A 16,053-nucleotide genomic window follows, 5' to 3' on the forward strand; every position below is an offset into this window, starting at 1 on the left:
CCCTTCTATTCATGATCAATTGTTGAAAGTTGATAACCATGATCCGTCAAAATTTGTCTGGCTTTATGGAGTTCCTCTTCTGTTTGCAGGGTTAACTGCAAAACACCGGTCATATTCTCACGTATCTCTAAAATCTGGATATTGACAATATTAATACGTTCATCGGCTAGATATTTAATGACCTTATATAGCTCACCTGGACGGTCATAAATATCTACGTACAAATCATGAAACTTCGGAATAGCACCTGTTTCTTTTTTAGGAAGACCGTCCCTGTATCGTTTGGCATCTGACAGAAAAGAAATCAACTGATCTTTGCTTCGGTTCTTTAATAAATCCTTTAATTCCTGCATCTCTTCAAGCCAGTCTGAAAGCAAACGGATCAGTTTCGTACGGTTTTGAAAAAAAATATCCTGCCATAATTCCGGGTTGCTGGAAGCAATTCTGGTTATATCTCGAAACCCTCCAGCTGCCAAATGGGGAAGGAAAGGGTACTGTTCCTCCCAGTTCTTTGCCTGATGGACCAGTGCAGACGCAATCAGATGCGGAAAATGGGAAACAACCCCTGTCATTAAATCATGTTCTTCAGCTTTTAATTCTACAAAATGACTTTTTGTACGGTTTAAAATCTGTTTAAGCTCGTTCATATGTTTCGGTTGAGCTCTTCGGGACGGTGTAAGTACGTAATAAGCGTTTTCGAACAGATGGCTTCTGGCCGCTTCGATTCCCTGTTTATGGGACCCGGCCATCGGATGCCCTCCGATAAAGATGATTTTTTCATCTTGTAATTGTTCTGCCTTTTGCATGACGGGTCCTTTAACAGATGAAACGTCAGTGATGATGACCTCATGATCAAAGGCAAGACGATTAAGGCGATCCATCAGTTTAATGGTGATATGAATCGGAGTTGCCAGAAAAATGATATCTGCCTTTTTGACCCCTTTTTCAAAATCGGTAAACGCCTCGTCAACGATTTGATATTCCCTGGCATAATTTAGGGTTGCTCTGTTCTGATCATATCCGTAAAGGACAGAAGACGACGGATGATGAAATTTGATATTCTTAGCTATGGAACCGCCAATAAGTCCTAAACCGGCTATTAAAATATGTTTGGACACGGTGAATGATCGCTCCTTCTCCTTTATAAGCACATAAGCATTTTTTCCTGAAATTCCTTCATATCCTCGTATGATCCAATCGTCACACGGATGGATCGTTCGATTCCCAGAAGTTCTCCCGGCCGAACGATAAATCCATGTTTAAGTAACTGTTCGGAGACTTCCAGGCCAGATTTGGACAAAAAGATTAACAGGAAGTTTCCTTCTGAGTCAAAATAATCAAGCTGATGGTCAGCACAAAATTGTTTGAGCAGCTGCATGTTTTTTTTGTTTTCGTTCCTTGAACGTCTGACAAACGATTGGTCTTCCAGTGCAAGTATGGCAGCCCTTTGGGACAAAGATGTCGTATTGAACGGTCCCCGTACAGCATTTAAATATTGAATGATTTTGGGATCAGCAATCCCATAGCCGATCCGCAATCCTGCAAGTCCATAGGCTTTAGAAAAGGTACGGAGTATAATAATATTTTTATGCGTTTCCAAAAGCGGAATGGATTCCGGATAATCATCGGCCGTCACGTACTCATAATAAGCTTCATCTATAACCACTAATACATGATGGGGACAACGATTAAGAAAATCCTTTAATTGATGTTCGTTAATGTACCTTCCAGTGGGGTTATTGGGTGTGCAGAGCCAGACGATTCTCGTATGTTGATCAATCTCTTCCAGCATCTGGTCCAGATCATGACATCCATCTCTTGTTGGTACCTCTCTAATTTCAGCCCCTTCAATTTTTGCGTGATGACGGTACTGGGGAAATGTCGGCCAGGCCATCACGGTATTTAACCCGGGTTCCAGAAAAGTACGGCATAGCATCTGTACGATTTCGTCTGATCCACTCCCGAAAATGAAATTTTCCTCCTGAACTCCCAGATGGGTTGACAGTTTGACTCTTAAATCCCTTGCATAACCGTCAGGATATAAATGACCCTTTGGAAAAGACCTGTTCCATTCACTTTCTACATAAGGTGAACACCCGTATGGATTTTCATTTGATGCCAGTTTAACAATCTTTTTTAACCTGTATTTCTTCTTTACTTCTTCTATGGATTTTCCCGGCTGATAAGGATTTAATGATCGTATCACATCTTTCGGGTTCATCTGGATTCCTCCCGTTCACTATTGAGATCGGGACGCAGCTGTTTCGCCCTTTTATGGTAAATATGCTTGACTTCCTTTTGGTTTTTTGTGGTTTCTGCATGAATCATCACCCGTATGCACCTGGGAAGGGAATTCGGAACCGGTATTTCCTGCATGCACATCACAGGGACATATTTCAACCCCTCTATCATCCTTAAAGACTGAGCCGGGAAAACTGCATTGAGATCCGCAGTAACAGAAATGAAAACGGAGCAGATGTCTTCTCTGATCAACTGATTATAACGGATCATATCTTCCAGCAATAACCGGGTTGCTGTTAATATTTCGTCTTTTTCATTATGCTCAACGGTTGTTGCGCCCCTGATTCCCCTGATCACTCTTTCATCCCCCCGTGAATAAATATTCTCAGCATTTGCCTCAGTTCTTCGTCATGAAGTGAAACGACTTTTGGAAGCTCAAGGTCTTTTAGCAAGACCATTCGAATCTGACCGCCAGTTGATTTTTTATCTGTTTTCATCAAGTCAATGAGATGCTCCAGTTTTACATTCCCGATATTGAGCGGGTAATCCATTTTTTGCAACCAGTATTCATATGGCTTTACAGGAAGTGATATCGAAAAGATGTTTTCACTTACCTTGAGGGCAAACCACATGCCAATGGCTACCGCTTCACCATGGGTCAATGTGCCGTACCCCAATTCCGATTCCAGAGCATGACCAAGTGTATGGCCAAAGTTCAAAAAATGCCTGACTCCCTGGTCCCTTTCATCCTGTTCCACAATATGTGACTTAATCTCAATTCCACGGGTCAAAGCATATTGCAAAAGCCCCGGATCGATATGTTCCATTGATTCCATTTCCTGAAGGAGTGTAAATAACAACTGCCGATCAGCAATAAAGGCATGTTTAATCACTTCAGCAAAGCCGGAACGGACCTCTCTCACAGGGAGACTTTCGATTGTTTCCAGATCATAGATCACCGTCTTCGGCTGATAAAATTGTCCAATCATATTTTTTCCCCGGGGATGATTAATCGCCACTTTCCCCCCGACACTGCTGTCATGGGCAAGGATCGTTGTAGGCATTTGAATATAGTCAATCCCCCGCATGTAAGTGGCAGCTACAAATCCTGCGAGATCTCCAACGACGCCCCCTCCAAGGGCAATAATAAGGGATTTCCGGTCAAGACCTTTTTCAATCCCAAAGGTATGAATATGTTCAAACTCACTAAGATTTTTAGACTGTTCACCGGCGGGAATGATGTAGACATGTACCTGCTGTCCCTTTGTAAAAGCATGGATCACATCATTTAAATAAAGATTTCCTACATTTGAGTCTGTTACAATCAAAACTTTTTGATAGTCCCGCGGCAGGAGAGACTCCACCCTAAAACGAAGACCTTTTCCAATATGGACAGGATATGAATGGTCATCTGTTCCTACAGTTATGGTTTTCATTAAAAACACCTTACTTCTTCACGATAATCGTTTAATGCCTTTTGAAAAGACGGAAAATAATCATGAGGAAACTGGTCCAACAGAGCTTTTGCCAGCTCAAAGGCGACTACATGTTCCATCACTACAGCTGCAGCAGGAACAGCACAGGCATCCGAACGCTCGATACTTGCTTCAAAGGTTTTTTTGGTATCAATATCCACGCTTTGCAGTGGCTTATACAGGGTTGGAATTGGTTTCATGACCCCTTTTACAACAATTGGCATGCCAGTTGTCATTCCTCCTTCGAAGCCCCCCAGGCGATTGGTTTTGCGGTAAAACCCCTTCTCCTCATTCCAGAGGATTTCATCGTGAACTTCACTTCCATTTCGTCTGGCTGCTTCAAACCCGAGACCAAACTCCACTCCTTTAAATGCATTGATGCTGACGACACTTCCGGCAATTTTTGCATCCAATTTCCGATCGTAATGGACGTGGGATCCGATACCCGGGGGCATTCCAGCGGCAACAACTTCAACAATTCCGCCGAGGGAATCCCCTTCTTTTTTCGCCAGGTCAATAGCCGCCATCATCCGTTTGCCGGCTTCATCATCCAGAGTACGGACCGGTGAGTTTTCGGATATATGCTTTCGTTCTTCCAGCGTTAAATGTTCATAACCCTTAGCCTGTATGCCCGCTATTTCTTTCACATACCCTACAACATCAACCCCGACAAGAGAGAGAATTTTTTTCGCTACTGCCCCTGCCGCGACCCGTGCGGCTGTTTCCCGGGCCGAAGAACGCTCCAGTACATTCCTCATATCCCGATGCCGATATTTTAAAGCTCCGTTTAAATCCGCATGGCCGGGACGGGGTCGGGTAATCTTACGTTTTACTTCCTCCGGGTCATCAACGGGGGATTCTCCCATGATGTTCTTCCAGTGTTTAAAGTCATCGTTTTTCACCACTAAGGTTATCGGTGAACCAAGGGTATATCCGTGCCGAACACCGCTTGTGATTTCTACAAGATCTTTTTCGATTTGCATTCGCCTTCCCCGGCCATAACCCTTCTGTCTTCTTAATAGAGATTGATTAATATCATCATTGACCAGGGGCAAATGGGATGGAACCCCTTCAATAATGGTTGTCAGCTGCTTGCCATGAGATTCGCCTGCAGTTAAATAGCGCATGATCGTCCTCCTGTTTCCTTTTCAACAAATGATTTTGTATTACTATATCATATGATTTTACTTTTGTGTTTACTTTGTTGCATTAATTTATTAAATTAACATAATATAATTATGTTAAACCTTCTATAAACACAAATCCCCCTCCTCAGCCGAACGGCTGTCTGAAAGAGGGGGAATGCTCATGTTTCCATTCACTTTTTTCGGTAAAAAAAAGTAGCCGCCGTTTCGAATCCATATCTGCCCGGATTAAATATTTGTTCGGTACTGCCTACAAAAAGTATGCCTCCTGGATTTAAAGAATCACTGAATTTTTGATAAACTTTTGCTTTAGCTTCTTCTGTAAAGTAAATGAGAACGTTTCTGCATACGATCAAATCAAAACTCTGACTGTACGGATCTGCCAGAAGATTGTGTTTTTTAAATGTTACGCATTTTTTTAATTTTGAATCCACATGATAAAAGTTGCCATCTTTTATAAAATAGCTATCCAGCATCTCCCGGGGAATCTCTTTTAATGATTTCTCAGTATATGTACCTTTTCGAGCCATATTTAAAACATGTTCATCAATATCAGTTGCCAGAATGCTGATTTCAGACACTGGCATAAATTTACTTAAAATCATCGCCAGGGTATAGGGCTCTTCCCCTGTGGAACAGGCAGCACTCCAGACCTTTAACTGCCTGCTATTCTTTAACAATCCGGGAATGATTTGTTCCTCAAGCACATCCCATCTTTTTTTATTTCGATAAAATTCGGACACATTGATGGTCATTCGATCTAAAAATTCATGATACAGATTTTCATCTTTTAAGATTGCATGATAGTAATCTGTAAAGGTTTTAAATCCCCTTTTCATCCTCAATGTGGTGAGACGCCGCTTCATTTGTTTTTCCTTATACTGGCTTAAATCAATTCCTGTCTTGTTCCGTATCAGCTCGATAAACTTGGCGTAATCATCTGTTACCATATTTCTGACTCCTTTATTCACAATATCCAAACAACATATTATATTCGATCAGAACGGCGAAACTCCTTCTACATTCATATGAAATTTGTTGCAGGTTTGTGACGTAACAACATTGGTTATGTTGGGATATAAAAGAAAGCCCCTGTTATTCAGTACTCATAACAGGGGCTGATAGGGATATTGAATAATCCGTTTTTAATACACCCATTTATTGGCATCTTTCTCGTAGGAAAGAATATCGTCGTCGTTAAAGAACAGACCGATTTCCCGTTCTGCACTTTCTTTCGAGTCAGAGCCGTGAATAACATTCTTTCCGACAGATAAGCCATAGTCACCGCGGATGGTACCGCCGAGGGCTTCCTGAGGGTTTGTTTTTCCCATCATCTGCCGGGCAGTAGCGATCACGTTTTCTCCTTCCCATACCATGGCAAATACAGGGCCGGATGTGATAAAGTCTACCAGTTCTCCAAAGAACGGCTTGTCTTTATGTTCTTCATAATGCTTTTCAGCCAGTTCCTTTGAAACCTGCATCAATTTCGCACCAACAAGCTGAAAACCTTTCTTTTCAAAGCGGGAGACAACTTCTCCAATCAGATTGCGTTGCACGCCGTCGGGTTTAACCATTAAAAATGTTTTTTCCATATTCTCCACCTCTTTATGTCATGTTTGTTCTTTCCCATTCAAGGGCAAACTGCTAAAATTTTATCAAAGATTAGAGAAGATGACAATTGTTTGCGATTAAAACTTTCTTTTTCCAATCGATTTGCCAATCTCTTTTAACGTTTTCTTCGCCTGGTTATCGGGAAGCTGCTCCAGTTCTTTGAGAGCCTTCTGTAAATAGCGGTCACTGATATGATAGGAATAGGCAATTCCCTCCGAATGTTTAATATCGTGAATAATCTCCTTCATCTGTTCCATGTCAATGATCTGTTCATGGATCAGGCACTTTTCCAGCCGTTTTTTAAATGCTTCATCTTTTAAGGCATATAAAACGGGAAGTGTAATATTTCCCTGCATCAGATCACTTCCTGCCGGCTTTCCCAGTTCTTTTTCAGTTGATGTAAAGTCAAGAATGTCATCGATGATCTGATAAGACATACCTACATAGTAGCCATAACGATATAAAGCTTTTTCAATTTTTTCACTTGCACCGCCCGCAATCGCACCAAGCTGGCAGCTTACAGCTATTAATAAGGCTGTTTTCCGGCGAATTCGCCGAAGATAAGTTCTGAAATTTTGTCCGAGATTGAATTTATCCTTAATCTGTTCAATTTCTCCAAGGCAAACTTCCACAATAATATTCGATAGTATTTGATGTATTTTGGGGTGGGTTAAACCGGAAAGTGTTTCTAAAGCTCGGGCAAATATATAATCCCCCGTGTACATGGCGGTTCGATTATCCCACTTTGATTTGACAGTCTCTTTTCCCCGTCTGACTTCTGCATCATCAATCACATCATCGTGGACCAGCGTTGCCATATGAATCAGTTCTAGAGAAACAGCAACATCATTCACATGTTCATGATCGTTATTTCCAAATTTTGAAGAAAGCAAAACAAAAACAGGACGAATTCTTTTTCCTCCTGCTTTCAGTAAATGTGTGGATGCCTCTCTCAACACCGGATGATTAGCCTGAACGGTTTCGTATAACTTCTTTTCTATTAGATTAAGATCTTCTTTTAAAAATGGATATGCTGCGGACATTTTCATGAAAAATTCACCTATTCATTATTCATCTTTGCTCAGGTTTTGTACCCATATGCATGGCTGCCACTCCACCGGTATAACTTTTGACCTGGACACTCGTTAAACCAGCTTCCTGAAACATGTTCTTAAGTGTCATACGGTCCGGAAAATCTTTTGCAGATTCATGCAGCCAGGCATATTCTTCATAACTTTTTGCAAATAACTTACCAAATAAAGGCATGATATACTTAAAATAAAGATAATACAGTTGTCTAAACACGGGAATCGTCGGCTGGGAAGTTTCAAGACATACGACTTTCCCTCCCGGTTTTACGACTCTTGTCATTTCCCGTAACACCTGCATATAATCCGGCACATTTCTAAGCCCAAATCCAATTGTTACATAATCAAAGGTATTATCCTGAAAGGGAAGAGCCATCGCATCTCCATGAATAAAGGAGACATTGGATAAGTTCAGCTCTTTAATTTTTTCTTCCCCGACAGAAAGCATATTTTGACTGAAATCTAGCCCGATTACTTCTCCGTCCTTTCCTGCCGCGTTCGCCAGTGATATCGTCCAGTCCCCGGTACCGCAACAGACGTCCAGTGCTCTTGCTCCGTTTTGCACATTCATTCTCTTCATGACATCTTTTCGCCAGGCTTTATGTCGTTGAAATGAAATAATGGAATTCATAACATCATATCTGTTGTAGATTTTTTCGAAAACAGAATGGACCCGCTCGGATTTGGATGTTTTACTGCTCATTGTTTACCCTTCTTCCAGTATCATTTCATGATTGTTAAAAGATTGATGTAAACGGTTAAATAACTTCTTCTGAATATGTCTGATGCCCTGTGGAAGATCTTTTATATCTTGTTCCAGCCTCAAAATCGTTCTAGAAATCATGTTATCTACCAGACGGATGATGTGATGTTTGGACTGTTTTGTCTGTCCATGTTTAGTCAACAAATGAAATAAAAGATTACGGTGTTCACTTTTTAACAATGTAAGCTCATGACATAGTCTGTTCAGCAAAAGCCAGTCCGTCAAAATATGATTTAGCTGGGTAATTCCCAAAAAGGAAGCAAATTTTTGCAGAAGCAATGACTCAATATTTTTAATAACATCAAGAAGATGATCAATGGAATAAATATCTTCATGATACAAAATCATTTTGTTTTCATTGATTTCCTTAATGGCTCCGGCTAAATGAATAATCATGCCGACATCGTGGACACGAGCAAGGTGATCATAATAAAGACCACTGTATAAGTCACCAGCCAAAACGGTCAACTGCTGATTTTTTTGCAAATCATAATCATCTTCCGAAGAGGTTTTGTTGGGAACCGTTTCGTGGGTGTCTAATGCAATTTGAATGAGCATGGTAGCAAGGATATATTGGTTCATCTTTTTTTCTGGTTTTCCTGAAAGACTGGCAATCGTATGTAAAAAAAATAATTTATCATCTGAAATAGAAGGAGAGTGTATAAATTGTTTTAAGTAGGGATGATCAATTTTATTTTTGATTTGTTTTTTTAAGTCTTCGATTGTAGCATTAAAGGAATTCAACAAAATCACCTGTACCCTTCTTCCGGTTCATCGCAATCTGTTATTATTATAGCACACTCAGGGATTTTTTCATTCCTTTCCTGCTCTAAATCAGTTATTCTTCCATCGATTTTATTTCCCCATGACTGGTCTGAATGATCGCTTTTCCTCTTACTTTTACTGCAGAAGTGTGCTCGGTGAACTGGGCGATCATCACTTCCCCCCGGTCCAGTTTTTCGGAATGATGGAACCGGGTGTCTGATCCCCTTGTTAATCCGATGACATTAACCCCATCTTCCAAAGCCTTAATGACAAAAAATTCAGCACTGGTGTCTTTACATCCCATCTTTATTTGCTCCCTTCCTTCAACAAGCTTTTTTTATGTCCTATCACCTTATTTTTATCCAAAATAAAAAGGGGGTCAATCCCCCTTTTTAAATAGCCCTATGTATGGCTTATTTAACTGCATCCTTAAGGGCTTTACCCGGTTTGAACGCAGGTACCTTACTAGCTGGAATTTCAATTTCTTCTCCAGTTTGCGGGTTGCGTCCCTTACGAGCAGCACGCTCACGCACTTCGAAGTTACCGAAGCCGATCAGCTGCACTTTGTCACCGCTTTTTAAGGAATCCGTAATCGATTCAAAAACGGCATCAACAGCTTTAGATGCATCTTTTTTAGAAAGTTCGCTTTTTTCAGCAACTGCATTGACAAGTTCTGTTTTGTTCATGTTTTTCACCTCCTCCCAAATCTGATTCCTTCTGCATGAACAAATGTTTCTCTCATTTCATTTGTTCACTATTATTTAGCATATTATACAGGATCAGCCATCACAAATAAGTGATGACAAGCCCTATATTAAACGAAAAGAGACGGAAATTCAATAAAATATACCAAGATTATTCGCGAAATAGACATATTTTCCTAAGTTTTGCCGTTTTTTTGCATCATATCACAGGTTCAAATGTTTATGCAAGGGGCTCAATCCCCTAAAAATAGGGGTTTGTTAAAGTTCTCTCCATAAACATAATACGACATGTTATAAATATTTCCTTTTTAAATCAAAAAAAAACATAGAAAATTTCGTAAAAAAAATTTTCTATGTTCTACCGCATAAAAAAAAGCGGCCGTTTATGCGCCGCTTGCCAGGGAAACGCTTCTTGTCTGGAGGCTTCATGCGACTCAGGGACGGCAGCCTATCTTATAATATAATTGCGATCAAACCGCCGCTTCCCTCATTTATGATGCGTTCCAGGGTTTCTTTTAATTTATATCTGGCATTCTCAGGCATCAGAGCAAGTTTAGCCTGTATACCTTCTCTTACAATAGAGCTAAGTGAACGTCCGAAAATATCCGATTTCCAGATAGATAATGGATCTTCCTCGAAGTCTTGCATTAGATAGCGGACAAGCTCTTCGCTTTGTTTTTCGGTTCCAATGATTGGAGCAAACTCTGATTCCACATCGACCTTCACCATGTGAATTGATGGAGCAACAGCTTTGAGTCGAACGCCGAATCTCGAGCCCTGACGGATTATTTCTGGTTCATCCAGGGTCATATCTTCTAACCGGGGAGCTGCTATCCCATAGCCTGTCTGTTTGACCATTTGCAGTGCTTCTGCGTACTGATCATATTCTCTTTTTGCCTCAGAAAATTCCTGCATAAGCTCCAGGAGATGGTCTTTTCCTCGTATTTCAACTCCAACAATTTCTTTTAAGACTTCATCATATAACTCATCGGGTGCATGCAAATCAATTTCTGCAATTCCTTCTCCCATTTCCATACCGGCCAGCTGTGCCCGTTCTACAAAATCGTAATCTGAAAATTGCCCGACCACATGATCCACATCACGAAGGCGTTTAATGTCCTTGACTGTTTCCTGAATGGATTCCTCATATTTTTTTCTCAGCCAGTGTTCATCCTTAAGAACCATTACCCAGTTTGGCAGGTTCACATTAACTTCAAGCACAGGAAACTCATACAGCGCTTCCCTTAACACATGATAGACATCGTGTTCACGCATGCTTTCAACACTTAAGGCAAGGACAGGTATATCATATTTTTCCTTTAATTCCTGCCTGAGCATTTCTGTTTCCTGAGCATGTGGCTTTACGGTGTTCAATACCATAATGAAAGGCTTTCCTACTTCTTTTAATTCCTGCACTACTTTTTCTTCTGCTTCTTCATAATCTGTTCTGGGAATTTCACCAATGGAGCCATCTGTTGTAACAACGACGCCGATGGTGGAATGTTCCTGAATAACTTTTCTCGTACCGATTTCTGCTGCATCGTGAAAAGGTATGGGTTCTTCATACCACGGGGTGTTGATCATTCTCGGACCATTCTCGTCTTCAAACCCTTTAGCTCCCTGTACGGTATAACCGACACAATCTACCAGTCTGACATTGACTTCCAATCCTTCTTCAACTTGAACCTTTACTGCCTGATTCGGAATAAATTTCGGCTCAGTAGTCATGATGGTTTTTCCAGCCGCGCTTTGTGGAAGTTCATCCTGCGCACGTGCCTGATCCGCTTCATTCGGTATATTCGGCAACACGACTGTTTCCATAAATTTTTTTATAAACGTAGACTTGCCTGTTCGTACCGCTCCTACGACTCCGAGATAAATATCTCCATTCGTTCGCTTCGATATGTCTTTAAAAATATCAACGCTTTCCAAGTGATCCCCTCCCGATCCGTAAACTTCAAACTAAAAGATGACCAGCGTTTACAAACCTGTGACATTAAAAGTCTATGATGTTGTCCTATCTAAATATGACAAAAATATTTAGATAGCAGAAAGAGTAGATGATCAACTGGTTCTATGTACCCCTTCCAAGGCCTTTCTTCTTCTTTACATCAATATATTCATCAAAATTTAAATCATGTGTTTTCCAGGATACTTTCTCCTATTTTTATAGAAAAATACTTCGTCTCTGGAGACTTCCCCTTCTGGACTTTAAAGGAGAGAATGTGAACAAGAAGAGAAAATGGATCGGTTATCATATTCCCATTACCAATTAAAAAAACCCTTGCTGCTATTGGCAGCAAGGGCAGGATCATGATTGAGGTTCCATAAAGACCGGTTCCCCGTCCTGAATCGTATAAGGCAGTGAATAAGCTGGCACAAATGGATAATTCTCAGCTAAAATATAGCGGATATCATCCCCATATTCATACTCGTGCTCAAATTTCTGTAAAGCCTGATAAAGATCTCTGGAATAATCGATAAAGATTTCTCCCTGTACGTTCAAAACAATGGGCAAAGGTTGACCAGAATATGGACTCTCAACATATGGCTCGGTTTCTAAGCCCAGACTTTCATGATTCAGTCTGTAAATCCCCTCTGCTACTTGTTTCCCAAAGGGAGGATAGATATGTTCATTACGATATATTTCAATTAACGTATTCATTTTTCTCAATTCCGCTGCCATACGCAGATCAATCACTTTGACAGTAGGCTCTGTCTCTGGGTGAATAATCACATATTGATACTTTCCTCCTTCTTCAAAGGAGTTCCCTGGAGCTCTCCCCATGAGGTTATATTCCCTCAGTTTTTCAAAATCAACCGGATACTTCTGAAAAATCGGGGTATCTGAATGTCGGGTTTTAATCGGCAGAAGCCCATCCGATGCCTCCTGAAACTGAACGACAGCTTCCTGAACCGTCTGCAATTGTACTTCATTAGGCACCTGATTTTTGGCCAGGCGGTCCTCGGGATATAAACATCCAGTCAATAACAGGGTGATACCTAGTATGAATGCTGGCTTTATTCGTTTCATTTTCAAACCTCCAGACATTACATGGTTGGGCCGCTGAAGACAATATAAAAAATAATGATACCGGCCAGAATCATAAAAATATAGGCAAGACAACCAGTTAAACCACTTAAAAATCCCTTGAATTTATGTCTGCTTAATAGAATTAACCCAATTGCCAGAAACATAAAAATCATGCCCGCAAAAGATATGTACATTTTCAGCATACTCTCTGACATATGAATTCTCCTTTAGTTCTCTGCTATTACCGTCAGTATTATATCATATTCTTCCGTATACGCGTAAAAAAACAGCTATTCTAAGCGGATTGGTCCTCATATTCTGATTTGATAGGAGGACTGTCCACACACGATTGATGTCCAAATCGGCCAATAATCATTCAAAAAGCCGAGGTGAAGGGGCATACACCTCGGCCTGACTAAAGATCCCATTCCTTGCAACTCTAAGTGAATTGTTGCTGCGGTTTATTTTATGCTAAGCAGGAAACAATTGAACCCTCAAGTGCCTAACAAGCTCTATTTTTTCATCATATTCTGAAGAGCTTCCAGATTAAGAGGCATATTTTGATTCATAATCATTTCGACGATCTGGTCTTCCTTTTCTTCCGGCAACGGTTTCCCGGCCATTTTTGCAAGACGCTCCACTAAATCTCTGACGTTTTTTTCATTCGATAAATCCATGTTTTGTACGGATTGTGCCACCTGCATAATTTCAGTTGGGGAAATGTCTGACTGTCTTTGAATATGGTCGAAAATATCTTTGTGAGAGTCTTTGTTCACAGGCTTTCCTCCTTGCTTTACCTATTCATGATAGTATATGCAAGGAGGAGAGACATGTGATGCTTTATAGAGTTTTAGAGTCACCCAGCATACTCGATAAATCTTCCATTTCGTGACGTTTTACCCTGGTCATAAGCTGGTCGACCACATCTTTTGGCTGTTTTTGCTCAAACAGCACTTTGTAAAGGCCGTGAGTGATTGGCATGTCAACCTGATATTCCAGAGATAACTGATAGGCTGCCTTTGTTGTTCTGACTCCCTCAACAACCATACCCATTTGATCAAGCACTTCGTTAAGAGAATTTCCTTTGCCTAACATGTTTCCTGCCCGCCAGTTTCGGCTATGCTGGCTTGTACAGGTGACAATTAAATCTCCAATCCCGGTAAGGCCGGCAAACGTAAGAGGATTCGCTCCCATTTTTACTCCGAGACGGGTGATTTCAGCAAGTCCCCTTGTGATCAAAGCCGCTTTGGCATTATCTCCGTAACCGAGCCCATCAGATATTCCTGCACCAAGAGCAATAATATTTTTTAGTGCACCGCCAATTTCAACCCCAACAATATCCGGATTGGTATATACTCTGAACTTTTCATTCATAAAAAGATCCTGTGCTTTTTCTGCTTCTTCTATATTCTTTGAAGATACCGTAACGGTTGTAGGCTGGCGGAGACTGACCTCTTCAGCATGGGAAGGGCCAGATAACACAACGATATCCCTGTACAAATGCTCAGGCAATTCTTCGACTAACATTTCAGAAACCCTTTTTAACGAATCCGGCTCAATTCCTTTTGCTGCGTGAATGAGCGTAACTTGATGATTCAAACATTCCTTTACCTGATTGGCCACTTCTCGGACCGCTTTCGTCGGAACGACAAATACGAGTACGTCTGTATCCTCTAAAGACGCTTTCATGTCATCATACGCTATAATGTTTTCGGGAATCGTTATATTTTTTAAATATCTTTCATTTTGCCTTTTATTATTGATTTCTTCAGCCTGTTCTTTTCTATGGGTCCAGAGTCTGACTTCATGGTTATGATCAGCTAACACAATGGATAAGGCTGTTCCCCAGCTTCCTGCACCCAGTACAGTGACTTTCTGCAAAGTAGACCACTCCCTTATGATCGTTTTCGCGCATAAATACGAATAGGCGTTCCTTCAAAACCAAAGGCATCCCTGATTCGGTTTTCTAAAAAACGCTCGTAGGAAAAATGCATGAGCTCTGGATCATTGACGAACACGACAAATGTCGGCGGTTTTACCGATACCTGTGTAGCATAGAACAATTTGAGTTTTTTTCCTTTGACCGTTGGAGCCGGATTCATCGCCAGGGCATCCATAATCACTTCGTTTAAGACATTGGTCTGGACACGCTTAGCGTGATTTTCACTTGCCTCAATGATATTCGGCATCAATGTATGTAGGCGTTTTTTGGTTTTGGCCGATAAAAATACAACTGGCGCATAGTCCAAAAATTGAAATTCCCGGCGAATGTCTTCTTCAAACTTCTTCATCGTCTTATCATCCACTTCAATGGCATCCCATTTATTGACCACGATTACAATTGCCTTTCCGGCCTCATGGGCATAGCCTGCGATCCTTTTATCCTGTTCAATAATGCCGGTTTCTGCATCTATTACCACAAGTACTACATCTGATCGTTCGATGGCTCTTAACGCCCGCACAACACTATATTTTTCCGTTGTTTCATATATTTTCCCCTTTTTCCTCATGCCCGCTGTATCAATGATGACGAATTCCTCCCCATCCTTTTTAAAACGGGTATCCACTGCATCCCTGGTCGTTCCGGCTATTTCACTGACAATCACCCGATCTTCTCCGAGGATGGCGTTTACAAGAGAGGATTTCCCTACATTCGGCCGTCCAATTAAGCTGAAGCGAATCATGTCATCATCCGCATCTTCCATTGTTTTATCCGGAAAATGTTTAATGACTTCATCCAGCATGTCACCCAGGCCAAGACCATGGGTTCCGGAAATTGGATATGGTTCTCCAAACCCAAGGGTATAAAAGTCATAGATTCTATCATTCATTTCGGGATTATCGATTTTGTTCACTGCTAAAACGACAGGCTTATTCGTTTTATATAATATTTTCGCAACTTCTTCATCCGCTGCGGTTATTCCTTCCCTTCCATTCACCATAAAAATAATGACATCAGCTTCATCGATGGCAATTTCAGCCTGCTGCCTCATCTGAACCAAAAGGGGTTCGTCTCCAATTTCAATCCCCCCTGTATCAATGAGGTCAAATTTCGTATTGAGCCATTCTGCTTCTGCATAAATACGATCCCGGGTCACACCGGGGGTATCTTCTACAATGGAAATCCGTTCTCCCACGAGACGATTAAAAATGGTTGATTTTCCCACATTAGGCTTTCCAACTATTGCCACAACAGATTTTCTCATAAAGGTCACCCTCTGTAAAAT

Annotated in this window: 18 protein-coding genes; all 18 read right to left on the reverse strand. The window is 41.0% G+C overall.

What is annotated here, in order from left to right:
• Window positions 1–5 precede the first annotated feature (5 nt).
• Window positions 6–1,118 carry a prephenate dehydrogenase gene (locus EDD68_RS04250; protein ID WP_132371003.1) on the reverse strand — a complete coding sequence of 371 codons (1,113 nt, stop codon included), beginning with the start codon at window positions 1,116–1,118 and terminating at the stop codon, window positions 6–8.
• Window positions 1,119–1,141: 23 nt separating this feature from the next.
• On the reverse strand, window positions 1,142–2,221 hold the full coding sequence (gene hisC / locus EDD68_RS04255) for a histidinol-phosphate transaminase (RefSeq protein WP_132371004.1): 1,080 nt from the start codon (window positions 2,219–2,221) through the stop codon (window positions 1,142–1,144).
• Window positions 2,218–2,598: a chorismate mutase gene (aroH, locus tag EDD68_RS04260; protein ID WP_132371005.1), complete on the reverse strand. Its 381-nt coding sequence runs from the start codon at window positions 2,596–2,598 to the stop codon at window positions 2,218–2,220. The genes hisC and aroH overlap by 4 nt, the downstream gene beginning before the upstream one ends.
• Complete coding sequence (gene aroB, locus EDD68_RS04265; RefSeq protein WP_132371006.1) at window positions 2,595–3,677, reverse strand: 3-dehydroquinate synthase; 1,083 nt, start codon at window positions 3,675–3,677, stop codon at window positions 2,595–2,597. The genes aroH and aroB overlap by 4 nt, the downstream gene beginning before the upstream one ends.
• The gene (gene aroC, locus EDD68_RS04270; RefSeq protein ID WP_132371007.1) at window positions 3,677–4,843 is read right to left on the reverse strand and encodes a chorismate synthase; all 1,167 of its coding nucleotides are present in this window, start codon (window positions 4,841–4,843) and stop codon (window positions 3,677–3,679) included. Before aroC ends, aroB begins: the two co-directional genes overlap by 1 nt.
• Before the next feature lie 191 nt (window positions 4,844–5,034).
• Window positions 5,035–5,811, reverse strand: a complete 777-nt coding sequence (locus tag EDD68_RS04275; protein WP_132371008.1) for a CheR family methyltransferase — start codon at window positions 5,809–5,811, stop codon at window positions 5,035–5,037.
• Between the two features lie 195 nt (window positions 5,812–6,006).
• Window positions 6,007–6,453: a nucleoside-diphosphate kinase gene (ndk, locus tag EDD68_RS04280; protein ID WP_132371009.1), complete on the reverse strand. Its 447-nt coding sequence runs from the start codon at window positions 6,451–6,453 to the stop codon at window positions 6,007–6,009.
• 96 nt (window positions 6,454–6,549) lie between these two features.
• Window positions 6,550–7,521 carry a heptaprenyl diphosphate synthase component II gene (gene hepT, locus EDD68_RS04285; protein ID WP_132371010.1) on the reverse strand — a complete coding sequence of 324 codons (972 nt, stop codon included), beginning with the start codon at window positions 7,519–7,521 and terminating at the stop codon, window positions 6,550–6,552.
• 22 nt (window positions 7,522–7,543) lie between these two features.
• Window positions 7,544–8,263, reverse strand: a complete 720-nt coding sequence (locus tag EDD68_RS04290) for a demethylmenaquinone methyltransferase (protein WP_132371011.1) — start codon at window positions 8,261–8,263, stop codon at window positions 7,544–7,546.
• A gap of 3 nt (window positions 8,264–8,266) precedes the next feature.
• Window positions 8,267–9,076: a heptaprenyl diphosphate synthase component 1 gene (locus tag EDD68_RS04295; protein WP_132371012.1), complete on the reverse strand. Its 810-nt coding sequence runs from the start codon at window positions 9,074–9,076 to the stop codon at window positions 8,267–8,269.
• An 85-nt stretch (window positions 9,077–9,161) separates the two neighbouring features.
• The gene (gene mtrB / locus EDD68_RS04300) at window positions 9,162–9,392 is read right to left on the reverse strand and encodes a trp RNA-binding attenuation protein MtrB (protein WP_132371013.1); all 231 of its coding nucleotides are present in this window, start codon (window positions 9,390–9,392) and stop codon (window positions 9,162–9,164) included.
• 109 nt (window positions 9,393–9,501) lie between these two features.
• Window positions 9,502–9,774 carry an HU family DNA-binding protein gene (locus EDD68_RS04305; protein WP_132371014.1) on the reverse strand — a complete coding sequence of 91 codons (273 nt, stop codon included), beginning with the start codon at window positions 9,772–9,774 and terminating at the stop codon, window positions 9,502–9,504.
• A 471-nt stretch (window positions 9,775–10,245) separates the two neighbouring features.
• Window positions 10,246–11,724: a stage IV sporulation protein A gene (spoIVA, locus tag EDD68_RS04310; RefSeq protein WP_132371015.1), complete on the reverse strand. Its 1,479-nt coding sequence runs from the start codon at window positions 11,722–11,724 to the stop codon at window positions 10,246–10,248.
• A gap of 379 nt (window positions 11,725–12,103) precedes the next feature.
• Window positions 12,104–12,826, reverse strand: coding sequence for a hypothetical protein (locus EDD68_RS04315; RefSeq protein WP_132371016.1), 723 nt, complete (start codon window positions 12,824–12,826; stop codon window positions 12,104–12,106).
• A gap of 17 nt (window positions 12,827–12,843) precedes the next feature.
• Window positions 12,844–13,041: a DUF2768 domain-containing protein gene (locus EDD68_RS04320; RefSeq protein WP_132371017.1), complete on the reverse strand. Its 198-nt coding sequence runs from the start codon at window positions 13,039–13,041 to the stop codon at window positions 12,844–12,846.
• A 297-nt stretch (window positions 13,042–13,338) separates the two neighbouring features.
• Window positions 13,339–13,602, reverse strand: coding sequence for a stage VI sporulation protein F (locus EDD68_RS04325; protein ID WP_243646748.1), 264 nt, complete (start codon window positions 13,600–13,602; stop codon window positions 13,339–13,341).
• A gap of 64 nt (window positions 13,603–13,666) precedes the next feature.
• Complete coding sequence (locus EDD68_RS04330; protein WP_132371018.1) at window positions 13,667–14,707, reverse strand: NAD(P)H-dependent glycerol-3-phosphate dehydrogenase; 1,041 nt, start codon at window positions 14,705–14,707, stop codon at window positions 13,667–13,669.
• Window positions 14,708–14,721: 14 nt separating this feature from the next.
• Window positions 14,722–16,032, reverse strand: a complete 1,311-nt coding sequence (der, locus tag EDD68_RS04335; RefSeq protein ID WP_132371019.1) for a ribosome biogenesis GTPase Der — start codon at window positions 16,030–16,032, stop codon at window positions 14,722–14,724.
• Window positions 16,033–16,053: the final 21 nt, after the last annotated feature.

It is taken from the genome of Melghiribacillus thermohalophilus (genome assembly GCF_004342905.1).
In the GTDB taxonomy this organism is placed as follows: Bacteria; Bacillota; Bacilli; order Bacillales; family Alkalibacillaceae; genus Melghiribacillus; species Melghiribacillus thermohalophilus.